The 18,128-nt window shown below is 69.7% G+C and carries 15 protein-coding genes, 4 tRNA genes and 2 pseudogenes; 11 read left to right on the forward strand and 10 right to left on the reverse strand.

Annotated features, from left to right (window positions below):
• Window positions 1-29: 29 nt before the first annotated feature.
• A complete protein-coding gene (locus OG966_RS19110) occupies window positions 30-1,295 on the reverse strand; it encodes an RNA polymerase sigma factor (protein WP_326650921.1) in 1,266 nt (421 codons plus the stop codon).
• Window positions 1,292-1,705: a YciI family protein gene (locus OG966_RS19115; protein ID WP_326650922.1), complete on the reverse strand. Its 414-nt coding sequence runs from the start codon at window positions 1,703-1,705 to the stop codon at window positions 1,292-1,294. The genes OG966_RS19110 and OG966_RS19115 overlap by 4 nt, the downstream gene beginning before the upstream one ends.
• Window positions 1,706-2,377: 672 nt before the next feature.
• On the opposite strand from OG966_RS19115, the gene OG966_RS19120 reads away from it, so the two are divergent.
• From OG966_RS19120 to OG966_RS19150, 7 genes are all read left to right on the forward strand, one after another.
• Complete coding sequence (locus tag OG966_RS19120; RefSeq protein WP_326650923.1) at window positions 2,378-4,042, forward strand: helix-turn-helix transcriptional regulator; 1,665 nt, start codon at window positions 2,378-2,380, stop codon at window positions 4,040-4,042.
• 154 nt (window positions 4,043-4,196) lie between these two features.
• Window positions 4,197-4,394: a hypothetical protein gene (locus OG966_RS19125; protein WP_326650924.1), complete on the forward strand. Its 198-nt coding sequence runs from the start codon at window positions 4,197-4,199 to the stop codon at window positions 4,392-4,394.
• A gap of 27 nt (window positions 4,395-4,421) precedes the next feature.
• Complete coding sequence (locus tag OG966_RS19130; RefSeq protein ID WP_326650925.1) at window positions 4,422-5,828, forward strand: DUF2252 domain-containing protein; 1,407 nt, start codon at window positions 4,422-4,424, stop codon at window positions 5,826-5,828.
• 122 nt (window positions 5,829-5,950) lie between these two features.
• A complete protein-coding gene (locus OG966_RS19135; RefSeq protein WP_326650926.1) occupies window positions 5,951-6,361 on the forward strand; it encodes an SHOCT domain-containing protein in 411 nt (136 codons plus the stop codon).
• A 260-nt stretch (window positions 6,362-6,621) separates the two neighbouring features.
• The gene (locus OG966_RS19140) at window positions 6,622-7,053 is read left to right on the forward strand and encodes a DUF7144 family membrane protein (RefSeq protein WP_326650927.1); all 432 of its coding nucleotides are present in this window, start codon (window positions 6,622-6,624) and stop codon (window positions 7,051-7,053) included.
• Window positions 7,054-7,090: 37 nt separating this feature from the next.
• On the forward strand, window positions 7,091-7,360 hold the full coding sequence (locus tag OG966_RS19145; protein WP_326650928.1) for a hypothetical protein: 270 nt from the start codon (window positions 7,091-7,093) through the stop codon (window positions 7,358-7,360).
• Between the two features lie 972 nt (window positions 7,361-8,332).
• Window positions 8,333-8,671, forward strand: a complete 339-nt coding sequence (locus OG966_RS19150) for a DUF397 domain-containing protein (protein WP_326650929.1) — start codon at window positions 8,333-8,335, stop codon at window positions 8,669-8,671.
• Window positions 8,672-9,038: 367 nt separating this feature from the next.
• Here OG966_RS19150 and OG966_RS19155 read toward each other — a convergent pair.
• The 8 genes and pseudogenes from OG966_RS19155 to OG966_RS19190 all read right to left on the reverse strand — a co-directional run bounded on the left by OG966_RS19155 (window position 9,039) and on the right by OG966_RS19190 (window position 16,031).
• Window positions 9,039-9,111, reverse strand: a tRNA-Lys gene (locus OG966_RS19155).
• Window positions 9,112-9,199: 88 nt separating this feature from the next.
• Entirely contained in the window at window positions 9,200-10,666 is a 1,467-nt protein-coding gene (locus OG966_RS19160; RefSeq protein WP_326655283.1) for an amino acid permease, read from the reverse strand.
• A 618-nt stretch (window positions 10,667-11,284) separates the two neighbouring features.
• Window positions 11,285-11,500: pseudogene (locus tag OG966_RS19165) on the reverse strand (FG-GAP-like repeat-containing protein); the annotation flags it as partial.
• Between the two features lie 183 nt (window positions 11,501-11,683).
• Complete coding sequence (locus tag OG966_RS19170) at window positions 11,684-13,948, reverse strand: DEAD/DEAH box helicase (RefSeq protein ID WP_326650930.1); 2,265 nt, start codon at window positions 13,946-13,948, stop codon at window positions 11,684-11,686.
• A 207-nt stretch (window positions 13,949-14,155) separates the two neighbouring features.
• Window positions 14,156-14,710, reverse strand: a complete 555-nt coding sequence (locus OG966_RS19175; RefSeq protein WP_326650931.1) for a hypothetical protein — start codon at window positions 14,708-14,710, stop codon at window positions 14,156-14,158.
• Between the two features lie 82 nt (window positions 14,711-14,792).
• On the reverse strand, window positions 14,793-15,155 hold the full coding sequence (locus tag OG966_RS19180) for a fluoride efflux transporter FluC (protein WP_326650932.1): 363 nt from the start codon (window positions 15,153-15,155) through the stop codon (window positions 14,793-14,795).
• 13 nt (window positions 15,156-15,168) lie between these two features.
• Window positions 15,169-15,684: pseudogene (locus OG966_RS19185) on the reverse strand (fluoride efflux transporter FluC); the annotation flags it as partial.
• Complete coding sequence (locus tag OG966_RS19190; RefSeq protein ID WP_326655284.1) at window positions 15,681-16,031, reverse strand: metallopeptidase family protein; 351 nt, start codon at window positions 16,029-16,031, stop codon at window positions 15,681-15,683. The pseudogene OG966_RS19185 and the gene OG966_RS19190, both read right to left, overlap by 4 nt.
• A 79-nt stretch (window positions 16,032-16,110) precedes the next feature.
• Between OG966_RS19190 and OG966_RS19195 the strand changes: the two genes are divergently transcribed.
• The 4 genes from OG966_RS19195 (at window position 16,111) to OG966_RS19210 (ending at window position 18,107) form a co-directional block, all read left to right on the forward strand.
• Window positions 16,111-17,760 (forward strand): metallophosphoesterase family protein, encoded by a 1,650-nt coding sequence (locus OG966_RS19195; protein WP_326650933.1) that lies wholly within the window; start codon window positions 16,111-16,113, stop codon window positions 17,758-17,760.
• A gap of 64 nt (window positions 17,761-17,824) precedes the next feature.
• Window positions 17,825-17,897, forward strand: a tRNA-Glu gene (locus OG966_RS19200).
• Between the two features lie 39 nt (window positions 17,898-17,936).
• A tRNA-Asp gene (locus tag OG966_RS19205) sits at window positions 17,937-18,011 on the forward strand.
• Window positions 18,012-18,033: 22 nt separating this feature from the next.
• Window positions 18,034-18,107, forward strand: a tRNA-Phe gene (locus OG966_RS19210).
• Window positions 18,108-18,128: the final 21 nt, after the last annotated feature.

Below are 18,128 nucleotides of genomic sequence, written 5' to 3' on the forward strand. Positions count from 1 at the left end.
AAGGGTGGTGATCCAGTCGTCGGGTCCGGTCAAGCGGGGGGCAGCAGCCGGGCCGCACGCATCTGGAGGTAGCGCGTCTCCGGAACGCTGAGCGTGCGCTGGGCCGCCAGCTGGTAGGCGGCTCGGGCGCCTTCGATGTCCCCAGCCTTCTCCAGCAGGTGCGCGCGTACGGCGTCGAGCCGGTGGTGGCCCGCCAACCGGTCCTCCAGCTCGGCGACTTCGGCCAGCCCGGCCTCGGGTCCGTGCACCATGGCGACGGCCACGGCACGGCCCAACTCGGCCATGGGCGCGGGCGCGTGGGACCTCCCGTGCCGAAGGCCATGGGGGAGTACGAGGAGGTCGTACAGAGCGAGAATCTGCGGCCAGTCGGTGTCCTCGGCACGAGCGGCCTCGTCGTGCAGCGCCGCGATCGCCGCCTGCAGCTGGTAGGCCCCGGCCGGCCCCTCGGACAGGGCCTCCTCCACCAGTGCGCTGCCCTGGGTGATCGCCTCCCGGTCCCAGCGGCTGCGGTCCTGCTCGTCGAGCGGAACGAGCTCGCCGTGCGGTCCGGTGCGGGCCGCGCTGCGCGCGTCGGTGAGGAGCATCAGCGCCAGCAGCCCGGTCACCGCACCCTCCTGCGGCAGGAGCCGGCGTACGGCCCGGGTCAGCCGGATCGCTTCGGCGGCGAGATCGGCGCGGTGCAGATCGCTGCCGGAGGTCGCCGTATAGCCCTCGTTGAAGATCAGGTAAAGCACCTGCAGCACAGCCTCGAGCCGCTGATCGCGGTCCTCGGGCCCCGGCTGCCGAAACGGCACTCCCTTCACCTTCTGCTTGGCCCGGCTGATGCGCTGCGCCATGGTCTCCTCCGGGACGAGATGCGCACGGGCGATCTCGGCCGTGGTCAGACCGCCGACGGCACGCAGGGTGAGCGCGACCTGCGCGGCCGGCGTGAGTTCGGGGTGACAGCACAGGAAGAGCAGGGTGAGGGTGTCGTCGTCGGACGGTGCGCGGCTCTCTCCGGGGGCGGGCGCCGTGAAGGCGTCTCGTGGCGTGAGCGCCGCGGCCGTCTCCTCACGTCGGCGCCGCGCCTCGTCGCTGCGCAGCGCTTCCGTGAGCCGGCGCGAAGCGACCTTGATCAGCCAGCCTCGCGGATTGTCGGGCCGCCCGGCCGCGGGCCACTGCTGCGCGGCCGCGAGCAGCGCCTCCTGTACGGACTCCTCGGCCAGATCGAAATGCCCGTACCGGCGCACCAGCGCACCGAGAACCTGCGGCGCGTGCAGGCGCAGCAGGTCCTCGATGCCGGTCGTACGTCTCACACATCGCCTCCGCCGTCCTGGATGGGCCGGATGACCACCGGATAGGGGGGAGCCCCCTCGGGCCCCGGGCAGGTCGCGATGCGCGCGGCGATCTCGGTGACCCGCTCCAGGCTCTCGCAGTCGAGAACCCAGTACCCGGCGAGCAGCTCCTTGGTCTCCCCGTACGGACCGTCCGTGATCACGGGCCGCCCGTCCTTGCCGGCACTGACGAAGCGGGTCTGCGCGGGCTCGGCCAGGCCGTGGCCGTCGACAAACTCACCGGACTCGGAGAGGTCGTTGTTGACCTCGCCCATGAAGGCGAACATCGCCTGCAGTTCCTTCTCGCTCCAGGCCGGGCTGTGCTCCGAAGCCTGGCCGCGCATGGCCTCGTAGTCGGCCTGCGAGCCCTGGACCATCACCAGATACTTCATGGTTTCACTCCCTCGGATGCGTTGCCGCCCCTTGTGGGCAACTCTCACAGGGGACGTCGCGGCCGATGACGGATTCTCGACACCTCGCGCAGAAAATTTCCGGAACAACCCGTCAGGACCACTCAGCGGGAACATCCTCCGGGGTGTCCCAGTGGTCCGGCCCGTGGGAGAAATCCCGCGATCCGCCCATTCGGCCCGGCCGGAGGTATCCCTCGCCGGGGCCGGGAGCGGAAAGGGATCAGAAGGCGGCAGCCCAGGGCCGCCGCCGCACCGACGCAGGATGAGCAGCCCGTCGGAACCGCCCCGTGAACAGCTCGCGGCTACCGCGGCAGGAACCCTCACGGCCACCCGCGGCGAGTGACGTGGGGCCGGCCGGAGCATTGCCTTCGACGGGTGAACGCCGGATCACCGGAGGCGGCTTTCTCACCCGTTCCGGGTGATGTCCACTCACCCGCTCAGGGGGAACCACCAGTACCCGAACGGGACCGCTGACCGATCGCCCGACCCGACTCCGCTCACCGGCGCCCGGCCCGCCCGCCTGGCGATCATGAACATGCGCGGTGAAGATTGACGGGTCGGTCCAAGTGCCGTCGGCACACGTGGCGACTGAACAGGTCGGCACGGTACATACGGTTGGCAGGACAAGGCAGCCGACAGCCAGATGGTGGTCGCATGCCCCGGAGCACAACCTCCGCAGCGCCGGACAGCGGCGGAGCCCCCCGTATCGCCCGGACACCCGCAGTACACACGGCCGGACTCCGTACCACGGAGCCGCATCCGGATCCGACCGGCGACCCGCTGCTGGCCGCGAAGTTCTCCGTGCCCTCCGTTCCGGAGTCCTTCGTGCGCCGCAGGCGCCTGCTGGACCGCCTCGCCGACGGAACGGCGGGACCACTGACTCTGATCACGGGCCCGGCCGGCGCCGGAAAGACCATTCTCGCCGCCTCGTGGACGGCCCGTGCGACGGCACCCCACCCGGTCGTGTGGCTGACTCTCGAGGACGACGACAGCCCGCCGGGCGTGTTCTGGACGTACGTCCTCGAAGCCTTCCGTCACCACCGCGTGACGCTGCCTGACACCGTCGGCGCCCCCACGCGCGCCGACACCGTCGACCGTTCCCTGCTGGTCAGGCTGGCTTCCGCGCTGGCCGGGCTGGACCAACCGGTGGTTCTCGTACTCGACGGCCTCGACCGGGTGCCCGACCGCGAGGTGGCCTCTGGCCTGACATTCATCCTGAGCCACGCGGGACCGCAGCTGCGTCTGGTGCTGATCAGCCGGGTCGATCCGCTGCTCCCTCTGCACCGCTACCGCGCCGAGGACAGCATCTGTGAGATCCGCAGCGCCGACCTGGCGTTCACCCGGCACGAGACCGCGACGCTGCTGCGGCGGCACGGCCTGGCCTCGCCGGCGGAGACCGTCGAGGCCCTCACCCGGCGCAGCGAGGGCTGGGCCGCCGGACTGCGACTGTGTGCCCTGGCCATGCAGCGGACCGACGACCCGACCGGCTTCGCCCGGTCGTTCGCCCTTTCGCAGAGTGCCGTCGCCGACTATCTGCTTGCCGAAGTCGTCGAGGCCCAGCCCGCTGACACCCGGGACCTGCTGGTGCGTACGAGCATCCTGAACCGGGTGCACCCGCAGCTGGCGAATCTGCTGACCGGACGCGAGGACGCCGAGGGGATCCTGGCCGGGCTCACCCGCGACAACACGTTCGTCGAACCCATCGGTGACACGCCCTGGTGCCGCTTCCACCCGCTGTTCACCGAGGTTCTCCACGCCTATCTGCGCAGCCACCAGCCCGGCCTCGAACCGCAGCTGCATCGCCGCGCGGCACGCTGGTTCGCCGACGCCGGCCTGGTCTCGGAAGCCATGGAACACGCGGCCGCGGCAGGGGACTGGGAGTACGCCGCCGCCCTGATCGTCGATCACCTGGCCCTCGGCGGCTCACTCACCGGCCCGGACACACACCGGCTGGAGCGGCTCTTCGCCGGCATGCCGGCCGACCTCCCGGGAGCCGCCCCCTGGCTGCGCCATCTGCTCGAACAGCGGCCGGAACTCACCAGCGCCCAACCGTGGGTCACCGAGCGCGCGGCATCCGCCGACAGCACGCCGGCCCTGGAGGGCGGCCCGGCGGACGTCGTTCTCGTCGAGTCGCTCAGCGACCGCGAACGCGACGTACTGCGGCTTGCCGCGGAGATGATGTCGACCGAGGAGATCGCCGCGGAGCTGTATGTGTCCGTCAATACGGTGAAGACGCATCTGAGGAGCATCTACCGCAAGCTTGCCGTTTCCCGGCGAAGCGATGCGGTCCGTCGGGCGAGGCAGTTCCACCTGCTCTGACAGCGGCACCCGGCGTCGGGATGCATGCTCGGCATGCGGGCCCGGGGCGCAGGCCCGGGACGCGGGCTCACCTCATCCGGGTGATGCCGCACCGGCCGCACATCGGCCAGCATGCAAAGGAGACGATTCTCCAGGACCATGGGAAGTGCGGGCCATGCGTTACGAGTTCCGCGTCACCGGCCGCCTGTCCACGCCGGTCGCAGAGGCCTTCCCCGAGCTGGCGGAAGTGCCCGCCCCACAGCAGACACTGCTCTTCGGCCCCGTCACCGACGAGGCGCATCTGTACGGACTGCTCATGCGCTTCCAGGACATGGGCCTGCGCGTGGTCGAGATGCGCCGGCTGCCGGACTGACCGGTCCGGAGAGGCAAGGAGGCCTCGATGAGAGCGACGACCCCGGACGCACATCTGACCCCGCACGAGCGGGCTGCCCGCGGCAAGGCGGCCCGCGACCGGGTGCCACGCTCCAGCCATGCCCTGTTCGAACCGCCCGCGAACCGGACCGGCCCTGTCGAGATCGTCGAGCGCCAGTCCGCCGCTCGCGTGCCGGAACTCGTACCCATCCGGTACGGCCGGATGCTGGAATCACCATTCCGGTTCTACCGGGGCGCGGCCGCGATCATGGCCTCCGACCTGGGCGCCGCGCCTCACACCGGAATCGTCGCGCAGCTCTGCGGAGACGCCCACCTGCTGAACTTCCGGCTGCTGGCCTCCGCCGAACGGAATCTGGTCTTCGACATCAACGACTTCGACGAAACCCTGCCCGGCCCGTGGGAGTGGGACGTCAAAAGGCTTTCGGCAAGCCTTGCGATCGCCGGCCGCGAAAACGATTTCTCGCGGAAGCAGCGCGAAACCGTCGTACGGGGCGCCGTCGGGGCCTACCGGGACGCGATGCGCGGCTTCGCCGGAATGACCAACCTGGCTGTCTGGTACACCCAGGCCGACGCCGACCAGATCCGTGAACTCCTGCCGAAGGAGCTGGGCAAGGGCGCCCGCGAACGGGTCTCCCACGCGCTGTCCGCCGCACGCACCCGCGACAACCTGCAGGTGTACAAAAAGCTCACGAAGGTCATCCACGGCGAACGGCGGATCGCGGCCGACCCTCCGTTGATCGTCCCGCTGGGCGACCTGCTCCCCGACGTCGAGCGCCATGATCTCGAGCAGCAGCTCCGGACACTCATCAAGGGATACGGCCGCAGCCTCCCGTCCGACCGGCGTCATCTGCTGGAACAGTTCCGGCTGGTCGACGCCGCGCGCAAAGTGGTCGGCGTCGGCAGCGTCGGCACCCGCTGCTGGGTGCTGCTCATGCTCGGCAAGGACGACGAGGACCCGCTGCTGCTGCAGGCCAAAGAAGCCGACCAGTCCGTACTCGCCCCGTACGCCGGTGCCGGCGAGTACGAGAACCAGGGGCAGCGTGTCGTATCCGGGCAGCGGCTCATGCAGGCGGCCGGTGACATCTTCCTCGGCTGGGAGCGGGTCACGGGCATCGACGGCCGGCAGCGCGACTTCTACGTCCGCCAGCTGCGCGACTGGAAGGGCATCGCGGTACCGCATCTCATGCCTCCGGACCAGCTGGAGTACTTCGGCCGTGTGTGCGGCACCACACTGGCCCGCGCCCACGCCCGCTCGGGCGACCGGATCGCCATCGCCTCGTACCTCGGCAGCAACGACAGCTTCGACCGGGCGCTCGCGGAGTTCGCCGAGCTCTACGCCGACCAGAACGAGCGCGACTTCCAGGCCCTCACCGACGCCGCGCGCGCTGGACGGGTCACTGCCGAGACTGTCTGACGGCGACCCGGGGGGGCCGATCACACGATTCACCCGTGACGGGTGAGGCCGCCTGCCGGGAAACGAGGAGGCTGGAAGGGAGCGGACCCCGGAGTCCGACGGTGAGTGGCAGGAGGAGAGCGATGGATGGCGATCTGGTCCTGGCGTACGACTATCCCGTGCTGGGCGCCTTCTGGACGGTGATGTGGATTTTCCTCTGGATCATGTGGCTGATGCTGCTCTTCCGGATCATCATCGACATCTTCCGTGACCACGAGATGAGTGGATGGGCGAAGACGGCATGGCTGATCTTCGTCCTCATCATCCCCTTCCTCGGGGTCCTGGTGTACGTGATCGTCCGGGGCAAGGAAATGGGCACCCGTGAACTCCATCACGCACAGGAGCAGCGATCTGCCATGGACTCCTACATCCGGGAGACGGCCGGCGGAGCCGGCAGCGGGGTGGACCAGCTGGCCAAACTCTCCGAGCTCAAGGCCAAGGGCGACATATCCGAGGCGGAATTCCAGCAGGCCAAGGAAAAGCTCCTGCACTGAGCCCGGGCACCGCACTCGGTGCCGTGGGATTCCCGGCGGGTCGCCCTGCCGGCAGCGCGGGGATCGTGAAGAACCGGGTCGGACGTGAAACGGCCGACCCGCCGGAATCCGAAGCCGCCGCACCGGGAGGTGCGGGAGTGGGTGAATGCGCACAGACGGCCGGCCAACGCCATCGCCTGCGCGATCCTCATCCGCCTGTTCCCGTCCAGAACGGCCGTCGATGGCTCGAACGGAGAACAACAGGGAGTAGAGGAAACACCATGTCGCAGACAACTCATCCGCGGTCAACCCCCGAACGCTCCGAGGCATCCCTGGCGACTGCCGGCGGGCTCGTGGTGTTCGCCGCAGTAATGCTGATCATCGGCGGTGTCCTCGACGTCTTCCGAGGCATCATGGCCATCGCCAACGACGACATCTTCGTCACGACACCGCGCTACGTCTTCAGATTCGATCTGACCGGGTGGGGCTGGCTCCATCTGATCCTCGGAGTGGTGGCCATCATCGTGGGCATCAGCCTGTTCAAGGCCCCGCTCTGGGCGCGGATCATCGGCATCGCCATTGCGGCACTGCTCATCATCACCAACTTCCTGTCCCTGCCGTACTACCCGTTCTGGTCGATCATCGCGATCGCGCTGTACGCGTTCATCATCTGGGCGCTGTGCGTGGTCCGGCATGACGACATGACGGGGTGACGGCGCTTCCGTTCACGTCCCCCCGAACGGCAAGGCGGTGCAGGTCGCGTACCGCTCGTGGGGGCACAGCAAGGTCGGCGAGGTCCGCACCTGGGAAGGCGCGGACCTCCACGATGTGCTGCTGCTCGACGATGTGACGCTGCTCGACCTGGGTGTGACGGGGCCCGGGCTCAACCACGCCCTGAACGGGCGCGGTCTCCTTGGATGGCGCCAAAGCCTCGTCGTTCTGGAGGCGCAAGCCGATGCTGGCGGACAGATCATCGCCTCAGGAACTCCACCGGAGGAAGTGACGAAACCACGGTCATAAGTGGCCGGGCCCGTCCGGATTCTGATCCTCAGCCAATCGATGTATGCCCAGGTCAGGCTAGATTCGCCGTCGAAACGGTCAGTGATTCCCAGCTCATGTTGTTGCCACCCGGCGCCAAGGTATGTTGCGCACCATGCCCGATGCTCCGCCCGCGTGTCCCGAGTGCGATCAGCCATTGAAGTCCGGCGGCTTCGTCCTCTCCAGCAGAGAAGTCGATGGTGCGCGAGCCTGCCGCATGCTGTGGCGGTGCCTCGGCCGACACGTCTGGTGGAAGTGGGCGGACCGTCCGGACGACCCTCTGGAGAACTGCCCCCAACCGCAGCTGTTCCGGTCCTGACATCCGCGGCTGACGGTGCGTCGCCGGCCGCCGAGCGCGTCGTGCAGCACAATCGCGGTTTCCTCAGCCGGCCGGCCGGGGCGGCCGCCCTCCCACCGGCGCCACGTCCGCGCGGACACGGTGAACCGGCAGTTGTCGAAGAGTTGTTGTCCGTGCTCCTGTAGGCCGCGGCGGCCTCGACGGTGCGCCGGCCCTTCCGTAACAGGGCCGCTCTCAATGCGTCGTTGCGGCTCACGCGCCCAGTCTGAGGTGTCGCGACAGGATCCGCCCCTTCGACTGACGGCGAGGAGGCCATGGCCGAGGAGCGGCCGCCCGATCATCTACGACCGGCACGCCACCACTTCGACCGTCATCCTCGACACCCGCCTCGACCGGTACCGCGCCTACCGAGTCCCGCGGCTGGGGACCGGCTCACCCGGGACGTCCTCGCAGAGCTCAGTCATGCGGTACCGCGTCGGGCAGGCCGGCGGTTACTGCGTGACGGCCGAGGGTGAGAACGACAACCCCGCTGAGAAGGCGCGCGGGCGACTACGTACACCCCAGTGATCCCCGCCCCGACCGGAGCACCTCGCCAGGAATCCCGGCCGGAGCGGAGTGCAGGACCGAGCACATGCACGAGAGAGAGGACACCACTCATGGGCACACTCAGCAATGGTCGCGGCACGGTCTCGTTCGAGAACTCGCACGCCCCGGGGCTGGACTGGCGTAAGGCGAGCAGGACCGACCTTGACCCGATCCTGAAGGACTGCGTCATCGTCGCCGAGGCGCCGGACGCCAAGGACCATCCGCACTACAGCATCCCGGACGGCACCCGCATGGTCGCCCTCTCCGACGACAAGGACCCGGACAGCCCCGTCCTGTACTTCAGCCGCGCCGAGATCCGGAAGTTCATCGAAGGCGCGAAGGACGGCGAGTTCGACGACCTCATGGCCACCGACGAGGAGATGGAGCAGGCCGCGGCCGCGGCCGTCTGACCATGGACGCGAAGCAGGCAGGACAGGCGTTCGCAAGCATCGAGCAGTTCCGCCACACCCCGTGTCGGGAATGCCGGAGTCGGCAGACCGTCCCGCTGATCTGTCAGGGCGTGGTCATCGTCTCCTGCGAGAAGTGCGGAGGCGCTACCCGGAAGGGGCGTCTCGAGCAGAGCGCGCCGGCCACCGCGTAGTCCCGCCCCACCGCCGCCCCGGTCTGTACGCGTCCCCCGTCGCGGACAGGCCGGGGCTCTTGCGTGCCGTGATCGTTAGCGCTTCGTCTGACCGTTGGCTGAGCAACCGCCCCCCGAACCGCCCCTGAAACGCAGTCAGCCCCAGATCAGATGTGCTCTGACCTGGGGCTTAGCGGTAGGCCGTGTGGGACTCGAACCCACAACCAACGGATTAAAAGTCCGCTGCTCTGCCAATTGAGCTAACGGCCCTCGGCAATGCATCCCCGAGCATAGCCGGACAGGACCGGTGAGCCGATCGGGTATCGGTTCACCGGCCCCGTCGAGACCCCGCCGCAGGTCACCGACGCGACGTCTCGCGGGCGATCGTCCGGGGGTGATTGCGGTTCAGGAACCAGTGGCGGGCCGAGGCCAGCCACCAGGCCGCGGCGAAGCCCAGGACGACCAGGACCGCGACCGGGGCGTAGTTGAACGTCTCCCAGGTGACCGGGGAGACCTGCGGAAGCATGAAGAGCACGGTGATCACCGCGACCCAGATCACCGCCACGATGCCGATCGGGCGGGACCAGCGGCCCAGGTGCCAGGGGCCGCGTTCGAAGCTGTCGCCGCGGAACAGCCGCAGCAGGGTGGGGATGACGTACGCGATGTAGAGGCCGATGACCGCGATCGAGGTCACAGCGGCGTACGCGGTGACATTGATCAGATACGGCAGACCGAGGACGAGCGCGCCGAGGGCCGCGAGCCAGACCGCGGCGACGGGCGTACGGGTACGGGGGCTGACCGTGTGCCAGACCCTCGAGAACGGCAGGGCACCGTCCCTGGAGAAGGCGTAGATCATGCGGCTGTTCGCAGTGACCGACGCCATACCGCAGAAGAGCTGGGCGCCGACGACGACCAGGAGCAGGAGCTTCCCGGCGGTCGCACCGAGCGCGTCCAGCAGGATCTGGGCCGGCGGCGCTCCTGTCGGCGAGGCCAGGGCTCCTTCGTACGACTGGATGGCGAAGGTGAACCCGAGCAGCAGGACAAAGCCCGCGATCCACGAGGTCCAGATGGACTGGACGATGCCGCGCGGGCCGGCGGTCGCGGCGTCGTGGGTCTCCTCGGTCATATGGGCCGAGGCGTCGTAGCCGGTGAAGGTGTACTGGGCCATCAGCAGTCCGATGAGGACGACATAGAGGCCGCTGTCCCAGCCGGTGTTGTTCACGAACTTCGTGAACACGAAGGACGCCGACTGGTGGGAGTCGGGTGCGAAGGTGAGCGCGCCGACGATCACCGCGACGCCCAGCACATGCCACCAGACGCTGACGTTGTTGAGGATCGCGACGATGCGTACGCCGAAGGTGTTGAGGAGGCCGTGCAGCACCAGGATCGCGGCGAACAGCAGGATCGTCCGGCCCGGCGTGACCTCGAAGCCGAACTGGAGATTGAGGTACGCGCCGAGGAAGGACGCCGCGCCGAAGTCGATGCCCGCCGTGACAGCGACCTGGCCGAGGACGTTGAACCAGCCCGTGAACCATGCCCAGGCGGCCGCGCTGCGCGGCGGTGCCAGTCGGTGGGCCCAGAAGTACAGGCCCGCGGAGGTCGGGTACGCCGAGCAGATCTCGGCCATCGCCAGGCCGACGAACAGGGTCATCAGGCCGACGGCGACCCAGCCCCAGGTGATCACGGCCGGGCCGCCGGTGTTCATGCCGAAGAGGTAGAGGGTGAGACAGCCGGAGAGGACCGAGATGATGGTGAAGGAGACGGCGTAGTTGGAGAACGCCGACATCCGGCGGGCGAGGACCTGGGTGTAGCCGAGCTGGGCCAGGCGCTCCTCGTCGGAGCCCGCGGAGGGCGGTGCGGGGTCGGCGACGACGGCGGGTGCGGAAGAACCGACGGAGACCGGTGAGGAGGCCGGTGCGGAAGAAGCCGCGGAGGCCGGTGCGGAGTCGGGGATGACGGTCGCGGCAGCCGGTGCGGAAGAGCCCGCGGAGGCCGGTGCGGAGTCGGGGATGACGGTCGGTACGGCGCCCGGCTGGGAGCCGGAGACAGCCGTGGGTGCCGCGTCGGGAACGGAGGCTGGTTGCGGGGGAGGATCCCCCACAGTGGGGTTATCTGTCATGCCCCCAGCAATTCCCTTGCCGGGGACACCACATGCGCCACCCGTGGCCTGAAACAGCGCCCGGTAGTTCTGCCAGCCCGTGCCGATCGTGACCGTGGCCCCGAACGAACCCTTTCCGTCGCCCTGATTGCGCAGCAACTTGCCGTTCGTGTCACGGGAGATGAGGTCGCAGAGGCTGTCGCCCGTGACATCACCGACGGCCATGATCTCCTTGCGGCCGGCACTCCAGTCACTGAAGACCAGCTTCCGCGGCTTGAACCTGCCCGCCCCCGTACCGTCGTAGCGCCACACCTCACCGCCCGGATCCCGCGCGAGCAGATCGCCGTGCCCGTCCCCGGTCAGATCCTCCGCGCCGATGATCGTCCAGCCCTTCCAGCCGGAACCGACCTTCACGGCAGGCTCGAAGCCGGCGTTCGTACTGCCCCGGTAGAGGAAGAGGAAGCCCGTGGAGGCCTGACGTACGAGCAGATCGGGGCGGCCGTCCCCGGTGAGGTAGCCGGAGGCGGCGAAGGCGTCAAATCCGTTCCAGCGCTTGCCCATCAGATGGTGCGGCACGTTCGGGTCGATGGGGTTGCCGTCTCCGCTGTTGCGATGGCCCGCCGCGGAGGGGAGTTGACACCGGCTCGGGCCGGTTCAAAGCGACAGGGCCCGCACAACACCGAAGTGTCGTGCGGGCCCTGTCAGCGGGTCGGGCTCAGTGAGCCGTCAGCCGGTCAGCTGCGATCAGCCGTTGCGCTTCCAGCGCGGCTTGTCGTCACGGCGCCCGAAGGAGCCGGTGTTCGTGCCGGTGCCGGTGGTGCCGCCACGGTGGTCGTCACGACGGCCCTGCGGGCGGTCGGTGCTGCCACCGGAACGGAAGCCGCCCGAGGGGCGGTCGTCGCGGCGGTCGCGGTTGAACGGGCGGTCGCTGCCACGGTGGCCGCCGGTGGGGCGGTCATCGCGACGGAAGCCACCCGAGGGGCGGTCGTCACGGTTGAAGCCACCACGGTCGTCACGGCGCTCGCCGCCACCGGAGCGGAAGCCACCCGACGGACGGTCGTTGTCCCGGCGGAAACCACCGGACGGACGGTCATCGCGGCGGAAACCACCCGACGGACGGTCGTCACGACGCTCGAACGAACGGCCACCACGGTCGTCACGACGGTCCCCGCCACCGGAACGGAAGCCACCCGACGGACGGTCGTTGTCCCGGCGGAAACCACCGGACGGACGGTCATCGCGGCGGAAACCACCCGACGGACGGTCATCGCGACGTTCGAACGAACGGCCACCACGGTCGTCACGACGGTCCCCGCCACCGGAACGGAAGCCACCCGACGGACGGTCGTTGTCCCGGCGGTCGTCACGGCGGAAGCCGCCACGGTCGCCGCCACGGCGGTCGAAGTTGCCCCGGTCGTCACGACGCTCCACCGGCTCCGGCACGGCCGCCGCCGCAACCGCGGCCTCGACCTCCGCCTCGGCGGCCTCGGTCACCTCGGCGACCGCCGTCTCCGGGTCGTCGCCCCGCTCGCGCGCCGCGCGCGCCACCAGGCGGTCGGCCTCCTCGCGGAGTTCGACAGCACGGCGCTGGATGCGCTCCAGCTGCTTGGTCAGGTCGACGACCTCGCGCTCCGCCTGCTTGGCGGCGTTGTTCGCGGAGTCGGCCTGGACCTCGGTCAGCGAACGGGCGCCGGTGATCTCGGCGACCTCCGGGTCGAACACGCCGGCTCCGGCCACGATGTGGCGCGAGGCGTCGACGCCCGCGTCCTCCATCAGACGGAAGATCTGGCGGCGCTGGTGCGGCAGGGACAGCGAGACGACAGTTCCGGACTTGCCGGCTCGGGCGGTACGGCCCGAGCGGTGCAGGTAGTCCTTGTGGTCGCCGGCCGGGTCCACGTTCAGGACCAAGTCGATGCCGTCGACGTGGATACCGCGGGCGGCGACGTCGGTGGCGACGAGCGCGTTGACGTAGCCCTTCTTGAAGTCCTCGAGGACGCGGGTACGCGCGCCCTGGGTCATGCCGCCGTGCAGCGCGTCCGCCTTCACACCCGACTCGACGAGCTGCTCGGCGATACGGTCGGCGCCCAGCTGGGTGCGTACGAAGATGATGGTGCGGCCCTTGCGGGCGGCGATCGCCGCGGTGACCGGCGCCTTGTCCTTGGGCTTCACGACGAGCACGTGGTGCGTCATGGTCGTGACGTTGCCCTGGGCGCTGTCGACCTCGTGGCTGACCGGGTCGACGAGGTAGCGGCGGACGAGCGTGCCGATCTCGTTCTCCATGGTGGCGGAGAAGAGCATCCGCTGGCCGCCGGCCGGGATCTGGTCGAACAGCTCGGTGACCTCGGGCAGGAAGCCCAGGTCGGACATCTGGTCGGCCTCGTCGAGGACGGCGACCTGGACGTTCTCGAGCGAGCAGGCGCCACGGTTGATGATGTCGCGCAGTCGGCCCGGGGTGGCGACGAGGACGTCGACGCCGCGCTCGAGCGCGTAGATCTGGTTGCCCATCGACGTACCGCCGCAGACGACCTTCATCTTCAGGCCGAGTACGTCGCCGTACGGCTGCAGCGCGTCCGCGACCTGCATCGCGAGCTCACGGGTCGGGGTGAGGATGACCGCGCGGGGCTTCTTCTTCTCGGTGTGGCCGCCGGCCAGCGTGGCCAGGGTCGGCAGACCGAAGGAGAGGGTCTTGCCGGAGCCGGTGCGGCCGCGGCCCAGGATGTCCTTGCCGGCCAGGGCGTCCGGGATGGTCGCGGCCTGGATCGGGAAGGGGGCGGTGACGCCGTTCTGCGCGAGCTTGCGGACGATGCCCTCGGGCAGTCCCAGGTCGGCGAACGTGGTCTGCGGCTCCTCGGGAGCCTCAACCGTCTCCGAGACGACCTCGAGCTCGACCTCGATCTCGGTTGCGATCTCGGTGATCTCGGTCTCGGTGGGGACGGCGGCGGCCGCTACGGCCTCCGCGGTCTCGTCGTTCTCGGGCATGACGGCGTGATCAGTACTGAAAGTGGACATGCGAAATGCGAAACCTTCCGGAGTCTCGGCACGCGCCCAAACTCCGTGATTTCGCAATTCGACCGCCTCAATGCGGTCAGCCACGGCTAGGGAGAGTACGCGCCACGCGGCGCTCTTCTTTGTCGGCGCCGGGCAATGGGATCAAACGATCTACCACCATACGCACCCTCCCCCAGGAATGGCAAACTTGGCCTCCTGTGACCCCCGTTACATTGGTCCGACCTGCGGCGATGCCGCCGGCTCCGCGCACATTCCCCGCTCGTCCACCAGCCTCATCGCCCCGGCACGCACCTCTGGCGCGGAGGAGGGCGGCGGGGGATCGGTCGGCTCGGTCGGCTGCGGCGTGGGACTCTCCGGCGGCGGTTCCGACGGGGTCGGCTGCGGCGGCGGCTGTTCGGACGGAACCGGTCCGCCGCCGGTCGGCTTGGGATCCCGCGGCGGCTGCGGCCCCTGCCCGCCCCGCGGCGGCCGAGCCGTGGGCGCCACGGAGCCGTTCGGACTCGCCGAGGTCTTGGCCCCCTCCCCGCCCTTCGCGCCCGGCCCGCCGTGCGTACCGCGGACCTGCCGGCCGCCCGGCGCCCCACTCCCGCCGTCCGGCTCGGCCACCGCCCCATGCCGGCCGGTCGACGAATGGGGCGCCGGCTTCCGGCCTTCGTCGTCGCTCACGCTCATACAGCCTGACGAGGCCGCGACGGCCAGCGAGGCGGCGATCCAGACTGCCAGCCGGCCGGGGAAGGACAAGTGGACGGACGAATGACGCACGGGGGAGCACCTCCGGGGCACGGGACATGCGTTTCCCTGCCCAACTCCCTCTGCCCCACAAGGACACGCCCCCGCACGCCCCTTACGCCACCAGCCCGCGCGCCAACTCCACGCCCAGGAACACCGATCCGAGCCCGACCAGCAGTGACGCGACCACATTCGCCGCCGCCAGGAATTTCCAGCCACGTTCGGCGAGCCGGAGCGTCTCGTACGAAAACGTCGAGTACGTCGTCAGCGCGCCGCACAGCCCCGTTCCCAGGAGCGCGTACGTCCCCGAGGACACGGCCGCCCCCGAGACCGCCCCCAGCACCAGACTCCCGGCCGCGTTGACCACGAAAGTCCCCCACGGGAACACCGAGTCGTGCCGCGCCTGCACCGCACGGTCCGTCAGATACCGCAGCGGCGCGCCGATTGCCGCGCCCACCGCCACCAGCAGCCAGTTCACGGCGTGACCACCCGCCGGTCACTGCCCACCGGGTCACCGAGGCCGCCAGCCACACCGCGCCGAGCGCCCCGATCAGCGTCCCGGCCGCGTACCCCAGCGCCGTGTCCGCCTCCTCACGCTCCAGCAGGTTCGAGAAGTCCAGTGCGTACGTGGAGAAGGTCGTGAACCCGCCGAGCACCCCCACCCCGAGGAACGGCCGCACCAGCGGATGCGCCCCCCGGCCGCCCTCGCTGACCAGCACCATGAACACGCCGATCAGCGAGCAGCCCAGCACATTGACCCAGAAGACCGCCCACGGGAACGACCCCTCGGCGGCGGGCCACAGCACCGTGGCCGCGTACCGCGCCAGGGTCCCCGCCACGCCGCCGGCCGAGATCGCCGCGAGCACCGGCCACTTGTGCCCGCCCGCGGTCTCCGCGCGCTGGGCCGGCACATGCAGGTCGACATCCGGATCGATCGCCTCCGGGACGTCCGGAGCTTCCGGGGGATCGGGCACCTCGGGGACCTCCGGAAGGCCGGGCGGACTCATCCGTACCCCAGCGCATGCAGCCGCTCGTCGTCGATCCCGAAGTGATGGGCGATCTCGTGCACCACGGTGATCTCGGTCTCCGCGACGACGTCCTCGCGGGTCTCGCACATCCGCAGCGCCGGCCCGCGGTAGATGGTGATCCGGTCCGGCAGCACGCCCGCGTACCACTCACCGCGATCGGTGAGCGGAGTCCCCTCGTAGAGCCCGAGCAGCTCGGGATCGTCGACGGCCGGTTCGTCCTCGACGAACACCGCGACGTTGTCCATCAGCCGCGTCAGCTCCGGCGGGATCCTGTCCAGCGCCTCGGCGACCAGTTCCTCGAACTCCTCGCGCGTCATCTCCAGCACGTGGCCATTGTCACGTACGCCGTGCGAGCGCACCGTGCGACCCGGCATGCCCGCCCACCATCCTGGGCATACGGGACCAATGGCCCGCGACGCCCCGGAACCGATCCGCTCGATGCACGCCGCGCTCACCCGGCTCCAGCGCCACTACCGCTCGCGCCACACCGCCCCCACCAGCACCCTGGTCCACACCCCGCACCCATGGACCCGCGCCCTCGGCCTGACCGCCGTGGTCCTGCTCGGCGCCTGGCTCGGCCTGCTGATCGTCGGCAGCGTCCGTACGCCGGTGGGCCCGATGGACACGAGCATGACCCTGCGCCCGTCCCTGTCCGGCGGCACGAAGATCAACGTCTCGCCGCTCGGCGCCCTGGAGCTCGACTCCCATGTCGCACCCATCCGCCTCGACGTCGACGTCGACCAGCTCGACCCGGCGCGCTCCCAGGCCCTGGTCGAACACCCCGAACGGATCTCCGGACTCCAGGACGAGGTCGCCCGCGACGTGGCGGACGGCACCACCGAGCTGGCCGTACGCTCCTGCGTCGCCGTCGTCTCCGGCGCGACCGCGCTGGGCCTCGCCGTCTACCGCCGCCCGCGCCGGGCACTCGCGGCGGGCGGCCTCGCGCTCGCGCTGCTGGCCGCCTCGGGCATCTCCGCGTACGCCACCTGGAACCCGAAGTCCGTCCTTGAGCCGAAGTTCTCCGGACTGCTGTCCAGCGCCCCTTCGGTCGTCGGCAACGCCCGCTCCATCGTCACCGAATTCGACGTGTACCAGCGGGAGTTGGCGCGCCTGGTCACCAATGTCACCAAGCTGTACGACGCGACCTCGACACTCCCCGCCTACCAGCCGGACCCCGGCACGATGCGGGTACTGCACGTCTCCGACATTCATCTCAACCCGGCGGCCTGGCACATCATCGGCTCACTCGTCGAGCAGTACGGAATCGACGTGATCATCGACTCCGGCGACACGATGGACCACGGCACCGCCGCCGAGAACGGGTTCCTCGACCCGATTCCCGACCTCGGCGCGCCCTACGTCTGGGTCCGCGGCAACCATGACTCCCGCATCACGCAGGCCTATATCTCCCGCCTCAAGAACGTGCACGTCCTCGACGACGGCAAGGCCGTCACCCTCGGAGGCCTGCGCATCGCGGGCAGCGGCGACCCCCAGTTCACCCCCGACCGCTCGATCGTCGCCCAGGGCGACCCGGCCGAACGCATGACGGGCATCCGCCTCGCCTCGGCCCTGCGCGACCAGCAGCGCGCCGGCACCCCGGTCGACATCGCGGTCGCCCACAACCCGGTGGCCGCGCGCGAGACCGACGGCGAGGTCCCACTGGCGCTGGCCGGCCATGTCCACCACCGCGAGACGGAGGTACTCCCCCACGGCACCCGCCTCAGGATCGAGGGCTCGACGGGCGGCGGAGGCCTGCGCGCGGTGCAGAACGACAAGCCGGAGAAGGTGCGGGCGTCGGTGCTCTATATGGACCGTACGACCAGACGGCTGCAAGCATGGGACGAGATCACACTGGGAGGTCTGGGCCTGACGACGGCCGAGGTCAGCCGCCATCTCCCGGGGGAGAACCAGCCCGGGGCGACCCCGTCACCGAGCAGCCCCTCCACCGGTCCCTCCGGGGCCGCCTCCACCGGTCCTTCCGGCTCCCCCTCCGGCCCTCCGACGGCGCTGTCCTGGGGGCAGCCCCCGGACCCCCGTAAACCGTTTTGGCGATAGCTCCCCACATCCCATATGCTTCTCACGTCCCCGACGCGCCGAAAGGCGCCCAGGTGGGCCCTTAGCCCTCATCGTCTAGTGGCCCAGGACGCCGCCCTTTCAAGGCGGTAGCACGGGTTCGAATCCCGTTGGGGGCACGCAAAACCATGTGCGAGACTTGTGCTCGCACATTGCTTGGTCCTGTGGAGCAGCTTGGAGTGCTCGCCACCCTGTCAAGGTGGAGGCCGCGGGTTCAAATCCCGTCAGGACCGCTGCAGCTCGCAAGAGCTGCGTGGCTGGGTAGCTCAGTTGGTACGAGCGATCGCCTGAAAAGCGATAGGTCGCCGGTTCGACCCCGGCCCCAGCCACAGCCCGAAAGCCCCGGTCCT

Source organism: Streptomyces sp. NBC_01750 (genome assembly GCF_035918095.1).
Lineage (GTDB): Bacteria > Actinomycetota > Actinomycetes > Streptomycetales > Streptomycetaceae > Streptomyces.

Coding starts and splice junctions, on each gene's coding strand:
- OG966_RS19125 (WP_326650924.1), top strand. CDS start 4,197: ATGCGTTACGAGTTCCGCGTCACCGGCCGCCTGTCCACGCCGGTCGCA.
- OG966_RS19120 (WP_326650923.1), top strand. CDS start 2,378: ATGCCCCGGAGCACAACCTCCGCAGCGCCGGACAGCGGCGGAGCCCCC.
- OG966_RS19195 (WP_326650933.1), top strand. CDS start 16,111: ATGGCCCGCGACGCCCCGGAACCGATCCGCTCGATGCACGCCGCGCTC.
- OG966_RS19170 (WP_326650930.1), bottom strand. CDS start 13,948: ATGTCCACTTTCAGTACTGATCACGCCGTCATGCCCGAGAACGACGAG.
- OG966_RS19135 (WP_326650926.1), top strand. CDS start 5,951: ATGGATGGCGATCTGGTCCTGGCGTACGACTATCCCGTGCTGGGCGCC.
- OG966_RS19115 (WP_326650922.1), bottom strand. CDS start 1,705: ATGAAGTATCTGGTGATGGTCCAGGGCTCGCAGGCCGACTACGAGGCC.
- OG966_RS19130 (WP_326650925.1), top strand. CDS start 4,422: ATGAGAGCGACGACCCCGGACGCACATCTGACCCCGCACGAGCGGGCT.
- OG966_RS19140 (WP_326650927.1), top strand. CDS start 6,622: ATGTCGCAGACAACTCATCCGCGGTCAACCCCCGAACGCTCCGAGGCA.
- OG966_RS19150 (WP_326650929.1), top strand. CDS start 8,333: ATGGGCACACTCAGCAATGGTCGCGGCACGGTCTCGTTCGAGAACTCG.